23 protein-coding genes are annotated in these 23,446 nt (G+C 71.0%); 5 read left to right on the top strand and 18 right to left on the bottom strand.

The genetic code is table 11. The features are described from left to right. Positions 1 to 129: 129 nt before the first annotated feature. The 8 genes from ACYQ77_RS17750 to ACYQ77_RS17715 all read right to left on the bottom strand — a co-directional run bounded on the left by ACYQ77_RS17750 (position 130) and on the right by ACYQ77_RS17715 (position 10,123). Positions 130 to 1,503 carry an FAD-binding oxidoreductase gene (locus tag ACYQ77_RS17750; protein ID WP_459712609.1) on the bottom strand — a complete coding sequence of 458 codons (1,374 nt, stop codon included), beginning with the start codon at positions 1,501 to 1,503 and terminating at the stop codon, positions 130 to 132. A gap of 80 nt (positions 1,504 to 1,583) precedes the next feature. Then, a complete protein-coding gene (locus tag ACYQ77_RS17745) occupies positions 1,584 to 2,600 on the bottom strand; it encodes an alcohol dehydrogenase catalytic domain-containing protein (RefSeq protein ID WP_459712607.1) in 1,017 nt (338 codons plus the stop codon). A gap of 18 nt (positions 2,601 to 2,618) precedes the next feature. Continuing rightward, positions 2,619 to 3,854 carry a cytochrome P450 family protein gene (locus ACYQ77_RS17740; protein ID WP_459712604.1) on the bottom strand — a complete coding sequence of 412 codons (1,236 nt, stop codon included), beginning with the start codon at positions 3,852 to 3,854 and terminating at the stop codon, positions 2,619 to 2,621. Between the two features lie 178 nt (positions 3,855 to 4,032). Next, positions 4,033 to 4,602, bottom strand: coding sequence for a dihydrofolate reductase family protein (locus ACYQ77_RS17735; protein WP_459712602.1), 570 nt, complete (start codon positions 4,600 to 4,602; stop codon positions 4,033 to 4,035). A gap of 136 nt (positions 4,603 to 4,738) precedes the next feature. Continuing rightward, a complete protein-coding gene (locus ACYQ77_RS17730; protein WP_459712600.1) occupies positions 4,739 to 6,067 on the bottom strand; it encodes an extracellular solute-binding protein in 1,329 nt (442 codons plus the stop codon). Further along, entirely contained in the window at positions 6,064 to 7,602 is a 1,539-nt protein-coding gene (locus ACYQ77_RS17725) for an FAD-binding oxidoreductase (RefSeq protein ID WP_459712599.1), read from the bottom strand. Before ACYQ77_RS17725 ends, ACYQ77_RS17730 begins: the two co-directional genes overlap by 4 nt. Before the next feature lie 79 nt (positions 7,603 to 7,681). Next, on the bottom strand, positions 7,682 to 9,268 hold the full coding sequence (locus ACYQ77_RS17720; protein ID WP_459712597.1) for an MFS transporter: 1,587 nt from the start codon (positions 9,266 to 9,268) through the stop codon (positions 7,682 to 7,684). Positions 9,269 to 9,346: 78 nt separating this feature from the next. Beyond that, positions 9,347 to 10,123, bottom strand: coding sequence for an SDR family oxidoreductase (locus tag ACYQ77_RS17715; protein ID WP_459712968.1), 777 nt, complete (start codon positions 10,121 to 10,123; stop codon positions 9,347 to 9,349). Between the two features lie 273 nt (positions 10,124 to 10,396). On the opposite strand from ACYQ77_RS17715, the gene ACYQ77_RS17710 reads away from it, so the two are divergent. Further along, positions 10,397 to 11,248: a phytanoyl-CoA dioxygenase family protein gene (locus ACYQ77_RS17710; protein ID WP_459712595.1), complete on the top strand. Its 852-nt coding sequence runs from the start codon at positions 10,397 to 10,399 to the stop codon at positions 11,246 to 11,248. An 82-nt stretch (positions 11,249 to 11,330) separates the two neighbouring features. Here the strand turns inward: ACYQ77_RS17710 and ACYQ77_RS17705 are convergent, their stop codons facing one another. Together ACYQ77_RS17705 and ACYQ77_RS17700 are read right to left on the bottom strand one after the other, a co-directional pair. Continuing rightward, positions 11,331 to 12,161, bottom strand: coding sequence for a class I SAM-dependent methyltransferase (locus tag ACYQ77_RS17705; protein ID WP_459712593.1), 831 nt, complete (start codon positions 12,159 to 12,161; stop codon positions 11,331 to 11,333). 6 nt (positions 12,162 to 12,167) lie between these two features. After that, positions 12,168 to 12,440, bottom strand: coding sequence for a phosphopantetheine-binding protein (locus ACYQ77_RS17700; RefSeq protein WP_459712591.1), 273 nt, complete (start codon positions 12,438 to 12,440; stop codon positions 12,168 to 12,170). A gap of 237 nt (positions 12,441 to 12,677) precedes the next feature. Between ACYQ77_RS17700 and ribA the strand changes: the two genes are divergently transcribed. Then, positions 12,678 to 13,901 carry a GTP cyclohydrolase II gene (ribA, locus tag ACYQ77_RS17695; RefSeq protein WP_459712590.1) on the top strand — a complete coding sequence of 408 codons (1,224 nt, stop codon included), beginning with the start codon at positions 12,678 to 12,680 and terminating at the stop codon, positions 13,899 to 13,901. 1,152 nt (positions 13,902 to 15,053) lie between these two features. On the opposite strand, the gene aroF is transcribed toward ribA, so the two are convergent. The 4 genes from aroF to ACYQ77_RS17675 all read right to left on the bottom strand — a co-directional run bounded on the left by aroF (position 15,054) and on the right by ACYQ77_RS17675 (position 17,689). Further along, positions 15,054 to 16,094 (bottom strand): 3-deoxy-7-phosphoheptulonate synthase, encoded by a 1,041-nt coding sequence (gene aroF, locus ACYQ77_RS17690; RefSeq protein WP_459712588.1) that lies wholly within the window; start codon positions 16,092 to 16,094, stop codon positions 15,054 to 15,056. A 13-nt stretch (positions 16,095 to 16,107) separates the two neighbouring features. Then, entirely contained in the window at positions 16,108 to 16,467 is a 360-nt protein-coding gene (gene aroH, locus ACYQ77_RS17685) for a chorismate mutase (RefSeq protein WP_459712586.1), read from the bottom strand. A 3-nt stretch (positions 16,468 to 16,470) separates the two neighbouring features. Then, entirely contained in the window at positions 16,471 to 17,262 is a 792-nt protein-coding gene (locus ACYQ77_RS17680; protein ID WP_459712584.1) for a TIGR03084 family metal-binding protein, read from the bottom strand. A 109-nt stretch (positions 17,263 to 17,371) separates the two neighbouring features. After that, entirely contained in the window at positions 17,372 to 17,689 is a 318-nt protein-coding gene (locus ACYQ77_RS17675; protein WP_459712582.1) for a DUF6235 family protein, read from the bottom strand. An 89-nt stretch (positions 17,690 to 17,778) separates the two neighbouring features. On the opposite strand from ACYQ77_RS17675, the gene ACYQ77_RS17670 reads away from it, so the two are divergent. Then, positions 17,779 to 18,471 carry a TetR/AcrR family transcriptional regulator gene (locus ACYQ77_RS17670; RefSeq protein ID WP_459712580.1) on the top strand — a complete coding sequence of 231 codons (693 nt, stop codon included), beginning with the start codon at positions 17,779 to 17,781 and terminating at the stop codon, positions 18,469 to 18,471. Between the two features lie 73 nt (positions 18,472 to 18,544). Here ACYQ77_RS17670 and ACYQ77_RS17665 read toward each other — a convergent pair whose 3' ends face one another. The 3 genes from ACYQ77_RS17665 to ACYQ77_RS17655 all read right to left on the bottom strand — a co-directional run bounded on the left by ACYQ77_RS17665 (position 18,545) and on the right by ACYQ77_RS17655 (position 20,358). Beyond that, positions 18,545 to 19,267, bottom strand: a complete 723-nt coding sequence (locus ACYQ77_RS17665) for a maleylpyruvate isomerase family mycothiol-dependent enzyme (protein ID WP_459712578.1) — start codon at positions 19,265 to 19,267, stop codon at positions 18,545 to 18,547. A 42-nt stretch (positions 19,268 to 19,309) separates the two neighbouring features. Continuing rightward, positions 19,310 to 19,780, bottom strand: a complete 471-nt coding sequence (locus ACYQ77_RS17660) for a flavin reductase family protein (RefSeq protein ID WP_459712967.1) — start codon at positions 19,778 to 19,780, stop codon at positions 19,310 to 19,312. Positions 19,781 to 19,878: 98 nt separating this feature from the next. Next, entirely contained in the window at positions 19,879 to 20,358 is a 480-nt protein-coding gene (locus ACYQ77_RS17655) for an acyl-CoA thioesterase (protein ID WP_459712576.1), read from the bottom strand. A 328-nt stretch (positions 20,359 to 20,686) separates the two neighbouring features. On the opposite strand from ACYQ77_RS17655, the gene ACYQ77_RS17650 reads away from it, so the two are divergent. Both ACYQ77_RS17650 and ACYQ77_RS17645 read left to right on the top strand, forming a co-directional pair. Further along, positions 20,687 to 21,514 (top strand): AfsR/SARP family transcriptional regulator, encoded by an 828-nt coding sequence (locus ACYQ77_RS17650; protein ID WP_459712573.1) that lies wholly within the window; start codon positions 20,687 to 20,689, stop codon positions 21,512 to 21,514. 21 nt (positions 21,515 to 21,535) lie between these two features. Continuing rightward, positions 21,536 to 22,543, top strand: a complete 1,008-nt coding sequence (locus ACYQ77_RS17645; protein ID WP_459712571.1) for a DUF1702 family protein — start codon at positions 21,536 to 21,538, stop codon at positions 22,541 to 22,543. An 87-nt stretch (positions 22,544 to 22,630) separates the two neighbouring features. Here the strand turns inward: ACYQ77_RS17645 and ACYQ77_RS17640 are convergent, their stop codons facing one another. Then, positions 22,631 to 23,419: a helix-turn-helix domain-containing protein gene (locus tag ACYQ77_RS17640; RefSeq protein WP_459712569.1), complete on the bottom strand. Its 789-nt coding sequence runs from the start codon at positions 23,417 to 23,419 to the stop codon at positions 22,631 to 22,633. Between the last annotated feature and the right edge of the window lie 27 nt (positions 23,420 to 23,446).

Below are 23,446 nucleotides of genomic sequence, written 5' to 3'. Positions count from 1 at the left end.
AGGACAGCGAAACGAACGGGCCAGGAACACGGGGAACCGTGTTCCTGGCCCGTTCCCTGTCGTGGCCCCGCGGCGTGCGGTCAGGCGCGTCAGCGGCGTTGAGCGCCGGTGACACGCCTTTCGCGGCGCCTACGCGTCGGCGGGCGGGATGTTGCTGTTCACGCGGAACAGGTTCGCGGGGTCGTACACGCGCTTGGCCGCGCGCAGCCGTGCCCACGTGGCGGGCGGGTACGCCTCCCGCACGCGGGCCTCGCTGTCCTCCTCGAGGAAGTTGACGTACACGCCGGGCACGCCCTGCTGCAGCGCCACCATGAGGTCGGTGACCCAGCGGCGGTGCTCGTCCGCGTTGCCGAGGTCGGAGTGGAGCGCCGCCAGGTTCACCATGAAGTCACGGCCGCGGTGGGCGTAGGCGGTGGCGTCGTCGGGCACCCGGGCCGCCGCCCCGCCCAGCGGGCGGATCTGCACCACGGCGATGTCGGCGGCCGACTCCCCGAGCTGGTCGAGCACCAGCTTCGCGTCGGCGACGGTGACCTGGTCCACGAAAAGGCTGCGGCCGGTCGCGATGTGGCCGCCGTACTCCTCCTCGTCCTCGTACATGTCCGGGTACGGGATGTGCGCGACCGTGTCGGCGATCGGCGTCGCGAGGCCGCGGAACGGTGCCACGGCCCGCTCGGCGGCCTCGCCGCCGCCCGCGTGGACCACCATCACGTGGAGCACCGGGGTGCCGACCTTGTCCTCGGGGATGAACGGCAGCGGCGGCGCCACGTACACGTTGCCGATGGTGGTCAGCTCCTCCGGCGCGGCCAGCGCGAGCTCGGCGTACTCCGCGACGACCTCGGGCGTGGCCGGCAGGACCAGCAAGCCGCCGTAGACCGTGCTCAGCTCGTGCAGCCGGAACCGGAAGCGGGTCACCACGCCGAAGTTCGCGCCCGCGCCCCGGACCGCCCAGAACAGCTCCGGCTCGTGGTCGGCGTCGACCTGGCGGATCCGGCCGTCGGCCGTGACGATCTCGACGGCGAGCAGGTTGTCGATGGTGAGCCCCTGCTTGCGGGTCAGGAAGCCGACGCCGCCGCCGAGCGTGATGCCGCCGACACCGACCGTGCCCGCGTCCCCGAAGCCGAGGGCGAGGCCGTGTTCGTGGGCGGCCTTGGTGAACTCGCCCGCGGTCAGGCCGGGGCCCGCCCACGCGGTGCGGGACTCGACGTCGATCTCGAGCGCGCGCAGCGACGCGAGGTGGACGAGGACGCCGCCCTCGGCGAGGGCGAACGGGCTGTGCCCGCCGCTCTTGACCGCCAGGGGCACGCCGCTGTCGCGCGCCGCCACGACGGCCGCCGCCACGTCCGCGGCACCTGCCGGCTGCACGACGACCGCGGGTCGCTGGTCCATCCCGGCCAGGAAGACCGCGCACGCCTCCTCGAAGCCGTCGTCACCCGGCTCGAGCACCCGGCCGTCGACCGCCGCCCGCAACCGCCCGGCCAGCGCCGGGTTGGATGTCCCGCTCATGACACGTCTCCTCACGTCCGGCGGTGGGAGACCGCGAGTCCCCCGGGCGGTGCGCACCGCCCGGGGGACTCGCGGTCCGGTCAGTACCTGACGACGGCGCGGAAGCGCACCTCGCCCTTGTCGACCTTCTCGACCACGTCGGCGATGTCCGCGCTGTCGAAGACCTCGGTCACCGGCGTGACCTTGCCCGCCGCCACCAGGTCGAGCGCCTCGGCGAGCACGGGCAGCCCGTCGTGGGACGCGCCGACGACCCGCTGGCCCATCGCGAAGAACTGCCGGGACGGGTCGATCGTGAAGGCACCCATCGGGTCGATGGTCGCCAGCACGATGCGGCCGTTCACCCGCAGGCCGGCCAGCGCGTCTTCGGCCGCCGGGTACGACGTGCCGGTCACCAGGACGACGTCCGCGCCGCCCGCGTCCCGCAGCTCCTGCCCGTTGGCGACGACGATGTCGGCGCCGAGGGCGCGGGCCTGCTCGTGCTTGTCCGGCGTCCTGGTGATGGCCACCGTCTCGAACCCGAACGCCCGCGAGTACTGCAGCGCCAGGTGGCCGAGGCCGCCGACGCCGAGCACGGCGATGCGCTCGCCGGGCTGTGCCTGCCCGGCCCGCAGTGCGCTCAGCGCGGTGTACCCCGCGCACAGGACCGGTGCGGCCTCCTCGAAGCTGACGGCGTCCGGCAGCAGCACGGTGCTCTCGGCCGCGACCGCGATGTACTCGGCGTGCCCGCCGGGTGCGGTCATCCCGGTCATCACCGGTGCGGGGCAGTTCATCGCGGACTGGCCGGTGACCGGGAGGTTGCGCCTGCAGTAGTCGCAGCGCCCGCAGGTGCCCTGCACCCAGGTGGAGCCGACCCGGTCGCCGACCTGGCGGGACCGGACACCGGGACCCACCTCGACGACCTCACCGGCCGCCTCGTGGCCGACGACCACCGGGTCGAGCGGCGGGAACGGGTAGACGCCGTTGGTGAGCCAGACGTCGTTGTGGCAGACCCCGCAGGCCCGCACCCTGATCAGCACCTGCCCCGGACCCGCGTGCGGGGTGGGCACGTCGCGGATTTCCCACCGAGCACCGGGCTCGGCGACGACCGCTGCCTTCATGGACGGACCACCTCTCGTTCAGGAACCGGCCGGGCCGGACGACTTCAGGTACACGGGCAGGGTCGCGACGCTGTTCATGATGAACGTGCCGTACGGCTGGATCTCCGACGGCGGGACGGCGAGGGTCAGGTCGGGGAAGCGCTCGAACAGCGCGCGCACCGCGATCCTGGCCTCCAGCAGCGCGAGGGGTTTGCCGATGCAGCGGTAGATGCCTGCGCCGAAGGACAGGTGTTCCTTGTTCTCCCTGGTGATGTCGAACTCCGCCGTGCTCTCGCCGTGCACGTCCGCGTCCCTGCCGATCGCGGCGTAGTGCATCAGGACCGGGTCGCCCTTGCGGATCGTGACACCGCCGAGCTCGATGTCCTCGACGGCGAACCGGAACGGCAGCTGCGCGACGGGCGCCTGCACCCGCAGCGTCTCCTCGATCGCGTCCTCCCACGTCGCCTGCCCGGACCTGATCAGCTCGAGCTGCTCGGGGTGGGTCAGCAGTGCGTGGACCGTGTTGGTGACGAGGTTCTTCACCGGTTCGGTGCCGGTGGCGAGCATGATGTGCAGCGTGCCGACCATCTCGTCGTCGGTCAGGCGCCCGCCGTCGTCCTGCGCCGCGATCAGGTCGGTGGTCAGGTCGTCGCCGGGCGCCGTGCGCTTCGCGGCGACGAAGTCGAGCATCAGCTGGTGCCAGCGGGCGACGTTCGCCGCGGACTCCTCCGGGCTGATCGTGGTGTCGATGTTGACCTCGTGGCCGCGCAGCATCTCGGCCCTGGACTCCTCGGGCACCCCGAACAGGTCGCAGATCACCTGCGCGGGCAGCGAATGCGCGAACCGGGCCTTGAGGTCCACCGCCTCGCCCGGCGGCACCGTGCCCAGCTCGTCGAGCAGGTCGGCGGCGACCTTCTCCACACTCGGCCGCAGCGCGTCGACCCGGCGCGGGGTGAACGCGTTGGCGCACGGTTTGCGTAACCGGGTGTGGTCCGCGCCGTAGGCGGTGGTCAGGTTCTCCATGAGCACCCAGCCGATCAGCGGGAAGTCCGCGCCGACCTTGCCGTCGAGGTAGTCGACCCAGTGCTTGCGCGGGTCCTTGGAGAGCCGGTTGTCCGCCAGCGCCTGCTGCGCCACCTCGTGGCCGGTGATCGACCACGCGAGCACACCGCCGGGCAGTTCGATTCTGGCGACCGGGCCCTGCGCCCGGATGCGCGCGCCCTCACCGTGGATGTCCGTTCCGGTGGGATCGATGACGACGGGCTGGTCTTCCACAGGAACCTCCATGCTGAGAATGGGGACAGCGCACGGGCACCGCTCGACGTAATTCTGTCCCGGCGTCCCGCCACCCCGCTTCTCGCGTGTTGCGGGACCCCCATACCGCAAAAGAACGGAAACCGTGTGACCGCCGGGAAAACAGCGGCAGCACGGTTCCCGTCCTGTGTGGACCGGACTAGGCGTCGTTCACCACGCGGTAGGTCACGTGGGTGACGTCCGGCGTGTCGACGACCTCGCCGATCTCCAGCTTGACCGGCACGGCGGCGAGGCTGTCGAACAGGCGGATGCCCGTGCCGAGCACCACCGGCGCGATGTGCAGGTGCAGCTCGTCGACCAGGCGTGCCTCGAGGGCCTGCTGGAACACGTTGGCGCCGCCGACGATGGTCACGAAGCCGTCGCCCGCCGCCTCCTTCGCCAGCTTGACGGCGCTCGCGACGCCCTCGGTGACGAACGTGATGTTGCCGGCCTGGACGTCGTCCGGGGCGTTGTGCGTCGGCACGAAGATCGGCACCGGGTACGGCGGGTTCTCCGCCCAGCCGCTCTGCTCCGCGCCCAGGTCGAACATGCGACGGCCCATCACCACGGCGGCCGTGGTGAACCAGCCTTCCACGATCGCCTGGTTGACGTCCGACATCGCCCCGGACGGCGGGTCGAGCCACACGTCGAGCACCGGTCCGATGTCGTCGCCGGGGGCGGCGACGATGCCGTCGAGCGACATGCTCATTTCGAGGACCACAGTGGACATGACGTTGTGTTCTCCTTGTCATCGGGTTGCGCTCGAGTCATATCGCAGAGTAGGGCCTCATGGCGGCAGAGCACGCCGCCGACGGCGTTCTGAGCAATCTGGAAGAAGCGACGGTAACTCGTTCGTGTTGAGGTGATCAGAAAACCTTGACATGACGGGGGTCGGGCGTGGGGTTGCCGAGGTAGGTCGTGGCGTAGTCGTCGAGCAGCGCCTGCGCGTCCGAGGTGGCCCTGGTCAGCCTGCTGACCGGGTCGGCGCCGGACACCAGCACGTCGATCATCGCCTCGTCCAGCACGTGCTGGATGCCCGCGAAGTCGCCCAGCAGCGCGCCGCGCGACGCCGGCGTGCCGGTCGTCGCGTACAGCTGGTTGGTGGCCGCGCGCATGTGCGGGTTCTCGGCGAACCAGCCCTCCTCGTCCAGCACGCGGACCGCCGACTCGGTGATGGGGATCCAGTTGGCGGCCTTGTGGTAGCTCGCCGCGTGCGCCGGGCTGATCAGGTACTGCAGGAACGCCAGTGCCCCGTCCTCCGTGGCCTTGTCCAGGCCCGCGGCCAGGAACGCCGCGTCACCGCCGATGATGGCGCCCGCGTCGGGCACGCGGCCGTTGTGCGGCAGCGAGCCCGCCCGCACGTGGAAGCCGCCCGCCCTGCCCGCCCGCACCATCGCGGCGGCCTCGTGCGACGAGGCGAACGTGAACGCCACCTCGCCGCTCGCGAAGGCCTTGGCCGCGCCGAGCCAGTCCGCCTCCTTGCCGGTGTAGGTGTAGAGGCCCTTCTCGTGCAGCCGCTGCCACCAGGACACGTAGGCCATCATCTCGTCGGACGCCAGGTCGACCTTCTCCGCCCGCCCCGACCGGCCGTTGTCGTGGTCGGCGAGCAGGCCGCCCTGCTGGGCGACGGCCTGCTGGAAGAGCCAGCCGTGCACCGGCCAGGTGCTGGGCACGGGCGAACCGGGGAGCGCGGCGACCGCCGCGCACGCGGCCTCGAACTCCTCCCAGGTCGCGGGCAGCCCGGTCACCCCGGCCGCGTCGAGCAGGGTCGTGTTGGCGAACATCAGCGCGGTGGAGGTGTTGCGCGGCATGGCGAACAGCGTGCCGTCGTAGGAGTAGTACTCCCGGGCCGCCGCCACGATGTCGTCGATCACGACCGGGACGCCGAGGATCTCGGTGCGCCCGCCGATCGCCTCGCCCACCGAGGTGAACAGCGGTGTGCCGTCCTCCGCGGTGGCGTCCCGAGCCTGCTGGGCGTTCGTGTAGTAGTACTCCGCGATGGTCGGCGGGTTGCCCTCCTCGACCGCCTTGGCGACCTTGGCGGGCAACGTCCAGTAGTTGACGAACCGGATGTTCACCTCGTACCCGGGGTGGGCCGCGGTGAACTCGTCCGCCCGCTCCTGGATGCCGTCCTCGTGACCGGGGAACGGGTAGTAGGCGAGCCAGACGTCGATGGTGACCGCGTCGCCGCTCATGCGTGGTCCTCCTGCGGCAGCTCGATCGACAGCGCGTGCCGGAAGACGTCGCCCGGGTCGTACTCCCGCTTGACCGCCTGCAGCCGCGGGTAGTTGTCCTTGTAGTACAGGGTGTGCCACGGCACGCCGGAGGTGTTCCACTCCGGATCCGCCAGGTCGACGTCGGGGTAGCTGATGTACGCGCCGTCGGTGATCTCGTCCGGCACCGGGACGCCGCCGGTCTCCGCGTGGATCTCGCGGTAGTACTCGCGCACCCAGGCGAGCTGGTTGTCGTCCTCGTCCGGCGTCAGCCAGAACCCGGTGCTGTACATGGCTTTGAGGATCGAGTCGCGCTGGGGGATCGCCGTCGCGTCCGGCGCGACGGTGTTGACCTTCCCGCCGAACGCGGTGAGCAGCAGGCAGCCCATCGGGATGACGACGTCCGACGCCTCGCCGCTGAGGTACCGCCAGAGCACCGAGAGCTGGCGGTCGGTCAGCCCCTTCCGCAGGTAGGCCGACTTGTTCTTGTAGCGGCCGTTGGGGTCGTTCGGGAAGGTGTAGGACGGCATCCACTTGCTCCACCAGGGGATGACCTCGTGGGTGTCCACCGCCGGTTCGAGGCCCGTGCCCGCGCTGATCGCGTCGACGTGCGCGGCCAGCAGCCGCTCCGCGTCCGGCACCGCGTCGTCGATCACCGTGGTCAGCCCGAACATCCCCGACGCGCGGTGCACGACGATGAAGTTGGTCCACAGGCTCGCGTACGGCGAGTCCGCCGCGCTGTTGTTCTCGAACCAGGTGAAGTAGTTGCGCAGGAGCGTGGTGAAGGCCGCCTCGGTCATCCCCTCCCACGACCACATGACCTCCCGCTTGCGCATGGTGGCCGGTGCCGTGGGGAGCAGGTCGGCGGGGTCGGTGGACACCACGCCGGGGGAGCGCAGCCAGAACCGCGTCACCACCCCGAAGTTGCCGCCGCCACCACCCGTGTGCGCCCACCACAGCTCCCGGTGCGGGTCGTCCGGCTCGCGGGTGGCCACCACCACCGACACCGCGCCGGACGCGTCGACGACCACGACCTCCACCGCGTACAGGTGGTCGACGATCAGCCCGTCGCGCCGGGACAGCGGGCCGTAGCCCCCGCCGCTGATGTGCCCGCCGACGCCGACGTCGAAACAGGTGCCCGCCGGGATGGTGACGCCCCAGCCCTCGTACAGGGTCCGGTACACCTGACCGAGCTTCGCGCCGCCCTCGACCGCGAACGCGCCACGTTCCTCGTCGAAGTAGACACCGTCCATGTGCGACAGGTCGAGGAGCACCTGGACGTCCGGCGAGGAGGTGAAGTCCTCGAAGCAGTGCCCGCCGCTGCGCACGGCGATCCGTTTCCCCTCGGTCACCGCCTCGGCCACCGCCGCGACGACCTGCTCGGTCGTGCTGACCATCCGGATGTAGTCCGGCTTGCCGACGAACCGGTGGTTGTAGCCCTCCACCAGGTTCTCGTAGCGCGGGTCGGCTGCGGTGACGGTGACCGGCCCGAACACGGAGCTGGTCTTGTCGGTCATCGTGACCTCCAGTGACGTGCGGATCCGGGTCGACACTCACATGCCGGCGCGGGACACCGCATCTCTCGGGTTGCCGGTGTCAGGCCGCGGGCGTGGCCGCCGGTTCCTGCTCCGCCGTCTCCTCGGGCGCGGTCTCCGCGCCGGTGGGCGGGACGTGCCGGAGCAGGGTGGCGGTGAGCACGGCCACCACCGCCAGCAGGCCGGCGCTGATGGCGGCCACGAGGTGCAGCCCGCTCGTGAAGGACTCGCGTGCCGTGGCGAGCACCGTGGCGCCGAGGCCGTCCGGCAGCTGCGCCGCCACGTTCGTGGCGTCGGCGAGGCTCTTGGTCGCCGTCGCGGTGTCCGCCGCCGACACCCCGGCGGGGAAGCTCACCTGGTTGGCGTAGACCGCGGCGCCGACGCTGCCGAGCGCGGCGATGCCGAACGCGTACCCGAACTCGTTGCTGGTCTCCGAGAGCGCCGCCGCCGAGCCTGCCCTCTCCTCCGGCGCGGACGCCATGACCAGGTTGACCCCCAGTGTCACCAGCGGGCCCGCGCCCAGGAAGATGACGGCGAACCCGACCGCCAGGGTGAGCGGCCCGGAGACCGTGTCGACCTGGGTGAGGATCAGCAGGCCCGCCACCGAGATCGCCAGCCCGCCACCGATCAGGTACGCGGGCCGGACGCGCCGGGCGAGGATCGGCGACACCAGGAAGCTCGCCGTGTTCGCGATGATCGCGGGCAGCATCCACAGCCCAGCCTGCAACGGCGACAGCCCCTCGACCAGCTGCAGGTCCTGCGTGATGAACAGCATGATGGACCCCATCAGCATGGTGCCGAACAACATGCCGCCCAGTGCCGCGCTGAAGGCCCGGTTGCCGAACAACTTCAGGTCGATCAGCGGGTTCGCCAGCCTGCGCTGCCGGAGCGCGAACACGACGCAGAAGGCAAGGCCGAAGAGCAGGCTCGCCGCCGGGCCGGCCGCCCAGCCGTCGGCGGCCAGCTCCTTGAGACCGTAGATGACCGGGAGCACGGCGACGAACGACAGCGCCACGCTGGTCAGGTCCAGCCGTCCCGCGGCGGGGTCGCGGTACTCCGGCAGCAGCGCGGGACCGAGCACGAGCAGCAGCGCCATGGGCGGCACGCCGAGCAGGAACACCGACCCCCACCAGAAGTGCTCCAGCATCACCCCCCCCACGAGGGGCCCGACGAGCCCGCCGACCGAGAAGCACATCGCCCAGATGCCGATGGCGAGGCCCATCTGCTTCGGGTCCGGGAACAGCGTGCGGATCAGCGACATGGTGGACGGTGCCAGCGTCGCGCCCGCGATGCCGAGCAGCGCGCGGGCCGCGATCAGCATCTCGGGACTGGTCGAGTAGGCGGCGACCACGGAAGCGACGGCGAACGCGCTGGCACCGGCGAACAGCAGCTTGCGGCGGCCGATCCGGTCGCCGAGGGTGCCCATGGTGACCAGCAGCCCGGCGAGCACGAACCCGTAGATGTCCGTGATCCACAGCTGCTCGGTGTTGCTGGCGCCCAGGTCCGCGCTCAGGTGCGGCAGGGCCAGCAGCATGACGTAGACGTCGATGGTGACGACGAGGGTGGCCAGTGCCAGCACGGCCAGCGCCAGCCACTCCCGTTTGCCCGCCCGCAGGTCGTCGGCGCCCGCCAGGGTCGTGTCGTGCATTCCGGATCCTTCCTCGGCCGCCAGTCTGTTCCGGCGTCCTCCGTGGGGCCCGCTCGCGGACGGGGTCGAGCGCGCCGGTCAGTGGTGGTACTGGCCCGCGTTGACGTCCAGCGACTGCCCGGTGATCGCCCGTGCCAGGTCGGAGGCGAGGAACAGCGCCGCGTTCGCGACCTCGGCGGGCTCGGGCAGCCTGCGCAGGTCCATGTCGGCGGCGATCTCGTCGTAGACCTCCCGCAGGGGGACGCCCCGCTCGTCGGCCTGGAACTGGAAGGCCTCCTTCATCGCGTCCGTCCAGATGAACCCGGGCACGACGGAGTTGACCCGGATGCCCTGCGGGCCGAGCTCGGACGCGAGCGTCTGCGCGAGGGACAGCAGGGCGGTCTTGCCCATCTTGTACGGACCGAACTGCGGCTTCGACTCGCGCACCACGATCGAGTTGACCATCACGACCGAGCCCTCGGTCTCCTTCAGCGCGGGCGCGAACAGCCGGGTCAGCCGCAGCGCGGCGAACACGGTGGTCTCGAAGCTGGACCGGATGTCGTCCAGGTCGACGTTGACGAAGTCGTCGAACGGCGGTTCCGCGTACGCGTTGTGGACGAGGGCGTCCACGCGGCCGAAGGTCTCGATCGCGATCTTCGCGAGGGTCTGCGCCGACTCCTCGTCGGTGATGTCGGTCGGCACGGCCACGGCGCGCCTGCCCGCCGCCTCGACCTCCTTGGCGACGTCGAGGAGGCGGGACTCCGTGCGCGCGGCGAGCACGACGTCGGCACCGGACAGTGCGGACCGCACGGCGAGCTCGCGGCCGAGCCCCGGCCCGATCCCGGAAACCACGACGACCTTGTCCTGCAACACTATGGTCTCCTTCGCGTCGGTTTCGTGTCTCGTTGGTTTGCCGGCGGTGCCGGCGTTCGTCCGACCCGGCGCAGGTCGCGTTTGCCACAGCGTCGCACTCCGCGACCGGGGGAAGCCTCTCCGAGCGTGCCGTGTCCTGGCAGGCGTTCCCTTGTTTCGCAACACATGAGACGCGACGTGTCCGGGCCGTGGGGGACGATGATCCGGCGTGCCGAATCGCCGCGCGCGACGTTGCGCCAAGGAATACCAACCGATGGAGAGAAAAGGTGGCTGGTCATGACTGGTCTCACCCGGGTCACGCCGGACGCTGATCTCGACAGCGTCGTCGAGATCCTCGAACGCGACGGCGGTGTGATCGTCGAGGACTTCGTCGATCAGGAAACCCTCGGCGCGCTGTGGGAGGATCTCAACCCGGCGCTGGCGGCCCAGGCCTACGGTGAGGGCGGCTACGTCGGCACCCGCACCCGCCGGGTGTCGTCGTTGTTCGCCAGGACCACCAGGCTGACGCCGGTGGTGACTCAACCGCTCTTCCTCGGCTCGGCGCGCCGGATCATGCAGCAGCCGGTGCCGATCTGGATCGGCAGGAACCGGCTGGAGATGACGCCGACGATCCAGATCGGCGTGACGCAGGCGATCCAGCTCCACAAAGGACAGGGCAAGCAGCCGCTGCACCGCGACGACGCCCTGCACCTGCGCCGCCACCCCGGGCCGACCAGCCGGGTGCAGCTGATGCTCGCGATGAGTGCGTTCACCGCGGAGAACGGCGGCACGCTGGTGATCCCGGGCAGCCACCACTGGGACGACGAGCGGGCGCCCCGCTACGCCGAGGCGATCCCCACCGTGATGCCGCCGGGTTCCGGTCTGATCTGGCTGGGCGGCGTGTACCACGGCGGCGGCGCCAACACCACCGACGAGCCGCGCACCGGTCTCACCATCGGGCTGGACCTCGGCAACCTGCGGCAGGAGGAGAACCAGTTCCTCGCCGTGCCGAGGGAGTCCGTGCAGGCCTACCCCGACGAGGTGCGGCGGCTGCTGGGCTACGAACAGTGCCCGCCCGGCATCGGCTGGTGGGAGATGCAGGACCCGCTGGTGCTGCTCGAGGACGAGGACGTCAGGAAGTCCGCGTGACGCGTGCCGCGCGCACGTGACGACGGCGAAAAGCGAATCGGCCGGCTTTCAAAGCCGGCCGATTCGCTTTTTCCGTGCCCGGTTACCGGACCGGTTTCCGCGCGGCCACGATGACGTAGCCGATCTGGTCCTTCTTCGGTGCGAAGAACCCCTGGTGCAGGCGGGAGAACTCGCCGACGGCGGCCTCGCCGAACTTGCCCGTGATGTCGTCGCGGAGGCGCATCGCCTCCTCCAGGTACTTGCTCTTCATCCCGAACACCCTCGGCCCGCACTGGGTGTGTTCCTCGACCTCGAAGCCGGCGCCGCGCACCAGCGCCAGCCACTCGGGCAGCGTCGGCAGCACACCGAGCTTGAGGGTGCGCATGAACGTGGCGACCCGCTTGTCGTGCACCGGCGACTCCAGGCTGAAGTCGGAGAACGTCACCCGCCCACCGGGCCGCAGCACCCGGTGGAACTCGCTGAGCACCTGGCGCAGGTCTGGTGCGTTCTGCAGGGACTCGAGCGCGAGCACGGCGTCGAACGAGTTGTCCGGATAGGACAGTGCCATGAAGTCGCCGTAGCGGAAGCGCGCGCGGTCGGCGACACCGGCGGCCGCCGCCCTGCGGTTCCCCTGCTCGATCTCGTAGTCGCTCACCGTGATCCCGGTGACGTCCACACCGAACGTCGTCGCCAGGTACACCGCGGTCTCCCCGGGCCCGCAGCCCGCGTCGAGCACCCGCTCGCCCGCGCGCAGCCCGAGGGTGTCGGTCACCTTGCGGCTGATCCGGTGCACCGCGTCCGGGAGCGGGGCGTCGTCCGCCCGGTCGTACCAGTACCACATGTGGATCTGGCCGTTGCGCAGCTCGTCCCCGATGGGCGAGCGCTCGTCGTAGTGCCTGCCGATCGCGGACGGATCGAAAACCGGCTCACCCATCGAGCATCACGCCGAACGGCGCTCGTCGTACCGCGCGATGTCCACTTTGGCCACGACATCGCGGACGAACGTCGCGAGGTCGGGGTCCTCGAAGAGGTCGCCGATGTCGACCTGGACACCGATCTCGTCCTCCACCCTGGCCGCGATCCGGACGGCGGAGATCGACTGGCCCTCCAGCTCGAAGAAGGTCGCGTCCTCCTGACCCTCCGCCACGTCCAGCACTTCCCGCCAGATCTGCTCGACCTTCTGACTGATGGCCCGGAGGCGGTCGCTGGTCATTCGTGTGTCCTCCTGCGTGTCCGGGGTCGACCTCGGGGAAAACGGATTTGTCTCCGCGGTCCATGATTGGGCCCCGGGAGATGCGGAAACATCTCTGAGGCTGCGGTTGTCGCCGGTGCGCGGCGGGCGCGGGAACGGCGCACGAGCAGAGAAGACACCCCCGGACGGGGAAGACCATTCTGTAGGTGGCGGCCGGGGCCTGACGGCACCCGGGACGACTCGTCGGGCAGGGTGTAGATGTCATCTCTCCACGAAGCACTGACAGCCATCGCGGCAGGTGGGATGGTCGTCGTCGCCGACGAGCACGACCGCGAGGACGAGGCCGACCTGATCATGCCGGCGGCCACCACGACCGACCGGGACATGGCGTTCTTCCTGCGTCACGGCAGCGGAATCGTGTGCACGCCGATGAACGCCACGCGCGCCGAGGTGCTCGACCTGCCGCTGATGGTCGAGCACAACACCGAGAGCCACGGCACGGCGTTCACCGTGAGCGTGGACCACGTGTCGGTCGGCACGGGCATCTCCCCGGCGGACCGGGCGGCGACGGTGCGCGCGCTGGGCGCCCGCGAGACCCGTCCCAGTGACCTGCGCAGGCCGGGACACGTGTTCCCGTTGCTGTCCCGCGCGGGCGGCGTGCTGAAGCGCGCGGGCCACACCGAGGCGGCGACGGACCTGCTGGAGCTGGCGAACGCGGGCGAGGTCGCGGTGATCACCGAACTGACCACTCCGGACGGTGTCCCGCTGACCGGCGCCGGCTCCCGCGAGTTCGCCGCGGCACACGGTTTGCCGTTCCTGCCGATGGCCGACCTCGTCCGCGCCCGCAGGCAGACCGGCGAACTCGTGGTGCGCACCGGCTCGGCACACCTCCCGACGGACGTGGCGCCGTTCCGCGCCCAGTCGTACCGTTCCGTGCTGGACGGCGTGGAACACCTCGCGTTCACCCTGGGCGACCTGGTCGCGGCGGACCGGTCCGCCGACGGCGTGCTCGTCCGGGTGCACAGCGAGTGCCTGACCGGCGACGTGTTCGGCTCCAACCGCTGCGACTGCGGGCACCAGCTCCACCAGGGCCTCCAGCTGATCGCCGACGAGGGCGCCGGCGTGCTCGTGTACCTGCGCGGCCACGAGGGCAGGGGCATCGGCCTCGGCCACAAGATGCGTGCCTACGAGATCCAGGAACGCGGCCACGACACGGTCGACGCCAACCTCGCGCTGGGACTGCCCGTGGACTCCCGCGAGTACGGCGTCGGCGCGGCCATCCTGGCCGACCTCGGCGTGCACCGCCTGCGGCTCATCACGAACAACCCGCACAAGATCAGCGGACTCGCCGGCCACGACCTCACTGTCGTCGGCAGGGTGCCCACCAGGACGCGCGTCACCGCCGACAACCTCCGCTACCTCCGTACGAAGCGCGACCGCATGGGGCACGATTTGGATCTGCCCCGGGAGTGGCCTGCTTGAGGGTTCGTGTCCTGGGGTGGTGGGGTTCCGGGTTGTACCCCCTTCGAGGGTGCGTCCCGTTTGGTGGGGCTGGCGTTCTGTGCTCGCTGAGTGGGGTCGGTGGGCTGTGCCGGTCGTGTGGGCTGCGCCCGCTATGCGGGTTCGACGGGCTGCGCCTGTCGTGCGGGTTGCGCTCGCTTTGCTGGGCTGGGGGTTGCGCCCCGCGAAGCGGGGCAGGTTGGTTGCGCAGCGGGCGTAGCCCGCTGCGCGGGTTCGGGGGACTGTGCCCGCCGTGTGGGCCGCGCCCGCTTCGCGGGCGTGGCGGGTCGAGTCGTGTTTGGTGGGGCTGGCGGGCTGTGCCCGCTGAGTGGGTTGCGTCCGCTTTGCGGGCGTGGCGGGTTGAGTCCTGTTTTGGTGGGGCTGGTGTGCCCGCTGAGTGGGGTCGGCGGGCTGTGCCGGTCGTGTGGGTTGCGTCCGCTTTGCGGGCGTGGCTGGTTGAGCCCCGTTTGGCGGAGCTGGCGGGCTTCGCCGCTTGGTGGGCTGCGCCTGCTTCGCGGGTCTGGCGGGCTGCGGTCGCTGCGCGGGTTCGACGGCTTCGCCGCGCTTTTCGAGGTTTGGCGGGTGCGCCCCGCCTGGCAGGACTGGCGGGCCGTGTCCGCTTCGCGGCTCGGCGGGCTTCGCCCGCTTCGCGGGATTGGCGGGTTCGAGGAGGGTTGGTGGGTTGCGGCCGCTTCGTGGGCTTGGAGAGGTGCGCCCTGCATGGCGGGCTTCGCCCGCTGGGATGGTGTGGCGGGTTGCGCCCGCTGTGGCGGTTCCGCGGCTGTGTCCGCTTGGCGGTTCCGCGGGCTGCGCCCGCTGCGCGAGCCGCGGCTGCTTCGCGGGTTCGGTGGGCTGCGCCCGCTTCGCGGGCCGCGCCCACCTCGCGGGGTTCGGTGGGCTGCGCACGCTCCGCGGGCCGCGCCCACCTCGCGGGCCTGGCGGGTCAAGCGGGCTGCGGCCGCTGTGCCGGTTCAGTGACGTCGCCGCGGCGCGGGCTGGTTCGAGGGGTCCGGCGGGTTGCGACCGCTTGATGGGGTGCGCCCCGCTTAGCGGGACTGGCGGGCAGCGTCCGCTTTGCGGCCCTTGCGCGCCCCGAAGCGGCCGCCAACCGCCACCCCCGCCCACAAACAAGACTCACCCGGTGCGGGGGAACCGCCGTCGGCCGGGTTGTCTCCCCACGTAGACAGTGAGATCGGCGACCGCCCGGGCGAGCTGCTCGAGGTCCTCGTGGACGAGTGCCTGCGCACCGTCGCACAGTGCGAGCGCCGGCTGGGGGTGCACGTCGACGATGACCCCGTCGGCGCCCGCGACGATCCCGGCCTTGCTCAGGGGCAGCACCAGATCCCGCCGGCCGCCGGAGTGGGACGGGTCGACGATCACGGGGAGGTGCGACAACCGCTGGACGACGGGCACGGCGGAGACGTCGAGGGTGTTGCGGGTGGCGGTCTCGAAGGTGCGGATGCCCCGCTCGCACAGGACGATCTCGAGGTTGCCGCGTTGTGCGATGTACTCCGCGGCCATGAGCCACTCCTGGATGGTGGCGTTCATCCCGCGTTTGAGCATCACCGGCCTGCCTGCCTGGCCGATCGTCTGCAGCAGCGCGAAGTTCTGCATGTTCCTGGTGCCGATCTGCAGCATGTCAGCGTATTCGGCGACCATGTCGACGTCGTGGGCGCTCACCACCTCGGTGACCACCGGCAAGCCCGTCTCCTCGCGCACGTCGGCGAGGATGCGCAGGCCGCGTTCGCCGAGTCCCTGGAAGGCGTAGGGCGACGTCCGGGGTTTGAACGCGCCGCCGCGCAGCATGGTCGCGCCCGCTGCCTGTGCCATGCGCGCCGCCGCGAGTGTCTGCTCGGGGGTCTCCACGGCACACGGTCCGGCGATCAACGTGACCGTGTCCGGGCCGATCGGCACGCCGCGCACGTGCACGACGGAACGATCCGGGTGCTGCTCCCTGCTCACCAGCTTGTACTCGGTGGACACCCGGCTCACCTGCGCGACCCCGGGCATCCCGGCCAGGTGCAGCGCCGCGAACGTCTCCACGTCGCCGACCAGGCCGATGATGACCCGGCTGACGCCGCGGCTCACGAAAGCGCGGCCGCCGACGGCCTCTACGCGCGCGACGACGGCGTCGACCAGCTCCTGTCCCGCGCCCGGGTGCATGACGATGACCACGGCAGTTCCTTCCTCATGCTGCGAGGTCCGGGCGCAACCGGGCGGCGCCACGCAGGTACACGTGGCGGATCGCGGTGCGGGGACGATCGCTCTCGACGTGGGCGAGCAGCCGGACCACCCTGGGCAGCGCCCCGGGCACGGCGACCTCGGTCGCGCACAGCAGTGGCACGTCGACGAGCCCGAGGTCGCGCGCGGCGGCGGCGGGGAAGCAGCTCGTCAGGTCGGGGGTCAGGGTGAACACGATGCTGATCAGGTCGACGCTGCTCATCCCGTTGCGGTCGACGACCGCCGTGATCAGCTCACGGGTACCGGCGAGGATGTCCGCCGGATCGTCCCTGTCGACCTGGATCGCGCCGCGGACGGCCAGGATCACGGGTCAGGCCTTGAACTGGCCCGGCCGCCTGCCCTCACCGGCGGGACCGCGGTAGGCCTGTGCGATGTCCAGCCACGCGTCGGCGTCGGCGCCGGTCGCGGTGAGGGCGAGGTCGTCGCGGTGGCGACGGCGGGTGGCCAGCAGGCAGAGGTCCGCAGCGGGGCCGGTGATCTTCTGTGCGGCGTCGGCCGGGCCGAACTCCCACGTGGCGCCCGACGGGGCGGTCAACTCGAACCGGAACGGCGCGGCGGGCGGGGTCAGCCCGCGTGCCTGGTAGCCGAAATCCCACGTGAGGGTGACGAACAAGGCGATCCACCACAGGCGGTCGTCGCGCTCGCGGACCACGCCGAGCGCGTCCGCGATGTCCTGGCCGTGGGCGAAGAGCTCCATCATGCCCGCGGAGGCGAGCACCGCCGGGGGCAGCGGCCGCACGAGCCACGGCACCACCTGGTCGGCGGGCACCGCCGCGAGCGCCTTGATCGCGCTGTCGCGCTCGGCCCGCCAGCGCGACAGCAGCACCTCCGACGGGTCGCCGAGGTAGTCGGCGAGCGCCGCGTTGACCGCGCCCTCGAAGTTCGCGGCCGCCTTCGCCGCCATGGCGCCGAAGAGCTCCGCGTCCGAGGCGGCGGTGCCCGCCAGCCGGAAGATGAAGGCGAGGTGCGCGACCTGGTGCGCGACGGTCCACCCGGGCGCGGGGGTCGGCCGCTGCCAGTCCCCCTCGGCGATGTCCGCGACGAGCCCTTCGAACTCCTCGGCTTCCGCGGTCAGATCGGCGATCACGTCTCGCTGTGTCACGCGCCTTGTCCTCTCGCCCGTCACGTCCTTCCATTCCAGGATGACCGCGCGGGGGCGAGCTGTCTTATCCACGCATGCCGTGTGGTTCCGGCGGCGTGCGGTGCCGTGCTCAGCGCCTGCCGTGGCGCGCGGCGGCAGGCGGCGGTCCGATGTGGACGATGCCGAACGAGTCGAAGCAGTTGATCCGGATCTTCAGCACGAGGTCGTCGCGGACGAACACGAACAGCTCGGCGGGCCGCTGGAAGTCGTCGACGACCCGGTAGGTGCGGAAGAGAGTGCCGTCCACCATCGCGAACAGCGCCTGGTACACCGCGTTCCTCTGGTGCGGGCTGGTGGTCTCGGCCCAGGTGTCGAGGACGTCGTGCCCGGTCTCCAGGCGGAAGCGCACACGGGGGGTGACGCTGCCCTGCTCCACGGATTCGTTCATGGTCTGCACCTGTCTCGAGTGGCGCTCGGGGAAGCGAGTCGTAACACTGTTATGCATTGAAGATAGCGGCATTATGTAACATTGTCAACGTGAGTCCACGACCGCGTGACCCGGCAACCCGGACCGAGATGATCGAGATCGCCGCCCGCCTGCTCGCGCAGGAGGGACCGGAAGCGATGTCCAGCCGTCGCATCGCGAAGGAGCTGGGTACCTCGACGATGGCCGTCTACACGCACTTCGGCAGCATGAGCGGTCTCGTCCGCGAGATGGTATACGAAGGATTCGGCCGGCTGGCCAAGGAGTTCGACCGCATCGAGTGGTCCGACGACCCGGTGTGCGACATGGCGCTGATCGGCCGCGTCTACCGCCGCACGGCGAACGAGAACGCGCACCTCTACTCGGTGATGTTCGGCGACCGCACGCTGGGCGGGTTCGAGCTCAGCGAGGAGGACCGCCAGTACGGCCGGTTCAACCTCGTGCGCGTCGTCGAGTGCGCGGCGCGCTGCATCGAGAGCGGCCGGTTCCGGGCCGAGGACGCGGAACTGGTGGCACACCACATGTGGCTCGCCATGCACGGCCTGGTGACGCTGGAACTCGGCGGCTACCTCATCGAGCCGTGCGACGCCGACCGGTGCTTCGAAAGCCAGACCGTCATGCTGATGGTGGGCGCAGGCGACACGGTCGAGGCGGCGACGGCGTCCGTGCGCGCGTCCGTGGACGTGTTCGACCGCGTCTTCGGACCGGTCGCCTCCGCCGTGCCCGACTGGCGAACAAGCCGCTGAAGCCACGAAAGACGCCTCCGGGACGTGGCGTGTCCCGAAGGCGTCTTCCGTGGCAATGCGTGGCCGGTCGCCGTCAGCCTCCCGCTGCGGGTTCGACGGCGGTGGCGGGTGGGGTGAACGGACCCCACGTGAACGCCGGTAACCACCGGTGCGAGTCACGGTCCCAGTCCAGTGCCGTGATCTGGCGGTGGCTGCGGCGGCCGGCCAGCGACCGGTAGATGTCGTACCTGTCCGCGGTCAGGGTCGCGGCGGGCGACCCCGTCCCGACCGTCCATTGTGTACTTCCGGTGGACAGTCGGAGCGCGGGCAGCTGGTGGTCGTCCACCGCGGCGGCGAAGCCGTTGGCGAGCACCTCGAACGCGCCCGCGAACGCGGGGTGCTCGCCGGGTGGCTCGGCGCCGATCGCGTAGCGGATGTCCAGCTCGTGGGTGAACGCGTCCATGAGGAGGATGTTGCCGCACCGGTCGCCGCGCTCCGCGAGCAGCAGGTCCGCCTCGGCGCCCAGTTCCTGCCACACCGTCAGCAGCTCCGGCAGGTCCATCGTCGCGGACGAGGACCGCGGGAACGACGGCCAGCCCGACAGCCTGCCGATCGCCGTCGCCGCGACCCCGGCCAGGTGGGCCACCAGGTCCCGCACCGTCCACTCCGGACAGCTCGGGACCGCCGCCGATCCGGCCGGATCCGCCGAGCCGAGCAGCTCGATCACGTTGTCCCGCACCTGCCGGTAACACTCGTGGTTGGGCGGACGGTCACCGCGCAACGTCGGCGTGCCTGCTTCGCCCAGGTTCGTGGTCATCGGTCAACCCCCAAGAATGGGACGGTGTGCGGGGTGCGCCGCTCAGGCGGACTTCGCGGCCGGCGGGTCGTAGTGGTGGAAGCCGCCGTCGAGGAACAGCAGCGCCTGCCCGGTGCCGCGGCTCGCGCTGCGCACCAGACCGAGGAAGATCGAGTGGTCGCCGCCCTCGTACACCTCGGCGAGGTCGCACTCGAGCCACGCGAGCGAGCCGCCGAGCAGCGGGACGCCGGTGTGGCGGCCGGGGAACCAGTCCACCTGGTCGAACTGCGCCATGCCCGCGGGCCGCTCGCGGCTCGCGAAGTACCGCGCGACCTGTTCCTGCTCGCTGCTGAGCACCGAGACGCCGAAGTGGTCGGCGTCGATGATCGCCTCGTGGATGCGCGCGGTGCGGGCCACGCAGCACAGCACCATCGGCGGGTCGAGCGAGACGGACGTGAACGCGTTGGCCGTCATGCCGTGCGCGATGCCGCCGCGCGCGGTCAGGACCGTGATCCCGGTGGCGAACTGCGCCATCACCTCACGCAGCGCGCGCTGCGTCAGCTCCTGCTCCTGCCCGCTGCGCAGGACCGTGACCGGCTCGCCGGCCTGCTGCGGCTCCTGCCGCCCCGGGTTCACCGCGCCTCCCTGGCGTGCGCGCCCGAACGCCGTCCCACGACGTCGGGCGTCATCGCGTACGGCTCGAGCGCCTCGCGCAGTGCCGCGGGCACCCGTGCGGGCACCGTGTTGTTGTTCGGTCCACGCATGCAGGCGATCCGCTGTCGTCCTCGGGCCACGAGGCTCTCCTGTTCGTCGGCCAGTCGCACGTAGTCGAAGCTGAACTGGATCTGCGTCTGCGTCAGGTCCTCGAGCCGCATCCGCACGCTCAGCTGGTCGAAGGCCGTGATCTCGGCGAAGAAGTCGCACTCGGCCTTCAGCGTGAACAGCTTCAGGTCGTCGCCCACCACCTCGGCCAGCACCTCGGGCGCCTTCTCCGTGAGGAAGCGCTCACGGCAGTGTCCCTGCCAGCGCAGGTAGTTCACGAAGTAGACGTTGCCGGCGACGTTGGTGTCCTCGAACCCAACGGTGTGGCGGATCTCGAAGTACGCCGACATGTCAGCACTCCCTTTCCGTCAGGAGCCGGGGCCCGGAGTCGTCGGCCCGCCTCGTCGATCGTGTGCACCGACTGGCGGCCGGGCAGAAACTTGGCGGGGACGCCACTGTGGTGTGTCCCGGCCGACTGACGGTTTCCAGCTTGCAGCGCGGCGTGGCCGCGGAGCTACTCTCCCTGTGCGGTGGGTGATCCGCACCCGGCACGACTCCGAAACTGCGGTCAGGCCGCGAAACCGCGTGCCACCTGGCATCAGCCGCATTTCAGGATATCCGCGCCCGCCCCCGGTGGGCTTACGCTGCGATCTGGCGCACCGGTGAAATGAGCAGATCATGCGAGCTGAAATCAACGTACTGGGGCCATTCGAAGCCACCATCGACGGGGTTTCCATCGTGCCGACGGCGAGCAAACCACGCCACCTCCTGGCGATGCTCTCGCTCAACGTCGGCAGGTTGGTCACCGCGTCGGCGCTCATCGAGGAGCTGTGGTGCGACAAGGCACCACGCACCGCCCACAGCACCCTGCACACCTACGTGATGCAGTTGCGGAAGTGCATCAGGGGCGCGTTGCCCGGGGCACCGGGCGGCGACGCGCGGAAGATCCTCGAGACCAGGCACACGGGCTACTTGTTGCGGCTGGACGAGGACGCGCTCGACGTCCACTGGTACTCGCGGCGGGCCGCCGCCGGGCGGGCGGCAGGCGCGGCCGGTGACTACGTCGCGGCCGAGCGGCTCCTGCGGGAAGCGTTGTCGGCGTGGCGCGGTCCGTTGCTCGTGGACGTCGCGGCCGGCCCGCAGCTGGAGATCGAGTCGACGCGGCTGTCGGAGAGCAGGCTGACCGACCTCACGCTGCGCATCGACGCCGAGCTGTGCCTCGGCCGCCACCACCAGCTGCTCGGCGAGCTCGCCGCGCTGTGCGTGCGGCACCCGCACATGGAGAACTTCCACGCGCAGCACATGCTCGCGCTGTACCGCTGCGGGCGGCCGGGGCAGGCGCTCGAGGTCTACCACACCGTGTGGACGACGCTGCGCGAACAGTTCGGGGTCGCGCCGTCGCCGCGGCTGCGGATGTTGCACCAGGCGATGCTCACCGGCGACACGAGCATCGACGAACCGGGTTTCGTGATGAACAAGTGGGTGCCCCACGCCGTCGCGCGGTGAGGGTGGAGACGGAGGACCGAGATGCCCGCGATCCTGGGTACGCTGCGCAGGCTGGTGCTGACGCCGAAGCTGCGCGCGGTGACGTTCGCCGAACGCGGCTTCCCCGCCGCGGGCACACCGGCGGCGGAACACCTCGAGTCGATCCCGCAGTCGGTGATCTGCGGCTTCGAGTGGGGGATCGAGCACGGCACGCTCTGGGACGTCGAGCGCAGGCTGGCGACCGTCGCGCCGGAACTGCGCGGGTTCGCCTACGAGGGCGCGGCGATGGCGTTCGCGGTGCGGGACACGATGGCGGGCGGGCGCGGCACCAGGACCAAGGAACTGCTGGAAGGTCCCGGGCTGCCGCACATCTTCCTCACCTACATCGGCATCGGGTTCGCGATGGCGCGCCTGCCGAGGGTGTTGTGGCGCAACATCATGCCCGACCTCGACGGTGTGCCGTTCTTCCCGACGATGAGCTGGCTCGCCGTCGACGGCTACGGCTTCGACCGCGCCTACTTCCACACCGCGAAGGTGGTCGACCAGCAGCGGCCGTTCAAGCCCTACCCGTGGGCGGGCCGCGCCGACTACTTCCCCCGCGCGGCGGACCAGGGGCTCGGGCGCGCGCTGTGGTTCATCCACGGGGCGCGGCCGGACCGCGTCGCCGCCGCGGTGACCGCCTTCCCGGCGGGCAGGCGCGCCGACCTGTGGAGCGGGGTCGGGCTGGCCGCGACGTTCGCGGGCGGCTGTTCGGCGGAAGGGCTCGCCGGCCTGTCCGCCGCGGCGGGCACGCACGCCGACGAGGTCGCGCTCGGTGCGGTGTTCGCGGGCACCGCGCGCCTCGCGGCCGGGCACGTGCCGGAGCACAGCAGGCTCGCCGTCGAGGTGCTCACGTCGCGTTCGATCGACGACGCGGTCATGCTCGCGGCGACCGCCGCGGCCGAGCCGGAGGGCAGCGCGCGGCCGTCGGACCCGCCCGCCTACGAGCTGTGGCGGGAGCGGATCAGGCAGCAGCTCCGCGGCGGGGCGGCCGCCGCCGAGGCGGCGTAGCCCACCAGTCCGACGGGAAAAGCAAAAGCTCCGTCCGGCCTCCTCGCCGGGCGGAGCTTCTCCGTTCCCCCTGTCTGTCTCGTGTGGTCAGGCTCCCGGCAGGGCGGCTTCCTCAGCCCCGCCAGGAGCCCTTGTCCGTGCGGTCCACATCGTCTCGTCGAACTGGGCGAGCAACGTGGGCGGGTCGAAGATCTGCCGCGGCCGCAGCCACAGGTCGAGCCTGCGGACGGGTTTGCCGTCGGACACCGTGATCGGGCCGAGCGCCGCCACGTGCACCTCGTCCCGGGCGCCCTGCTCGCCGAGGCCGGCCGACACGGACTGCGCCAGCACGTACCAGGCGCCGTCCGGCACCTCGGGCAGGACGAACTCGCCCGCCGACGTGAGGGTCGTGTGCCGGACCGGCATGCCCTGGGCGATCCGGTCGGCGAACAACCCGACCACGATGTCGCCGGACGGCGGCTGCTGGTGCACCTGGCCCCGCAGCTCCGTGCCGTCACCGCGCCGGGGGCGGACCGGGGACGCCATGTCCGCCAACGGGGGCACGTAGCCCTCGAACTGCCGGTAGGCGGTCGGGGAGACCCCGACGCTCATGCGGAACCGGGAGCTGAACGTGCCGATGCTGTTGTAGCCGACCAGGTGGCTGATGTCGGCGACGGTCAGCGAGCTGGCGAGCAGCAGCCGTTTGGCCTCCTGCAGGCGCAGCGCGGACAGGAACCGGCCCGGCGAGATCCCGGTGACCCGCTGGAACATGCGGGAGAAATGGAACTTGCTGAACATGGCGGTGCGCGCCATGTCGTCGATGGTGATCGGTTCTCCTAGATTGTTCTGCATCGCGCGGATCACGCGCTCGACCGCTTTCAGGATGAAATCGTCCATTAGCTGGCACCGATCGGTAATAGTACT

The sequence above is a fragment of the Actinophytocola sp. KF-1 genome (genome assembly GCF_054661535.1).
The sequence above is the reverse complement of the archived record's forward strand: the minus strand, read 5'-3'. Positions and strand labels throughout refer to the sequence as shown.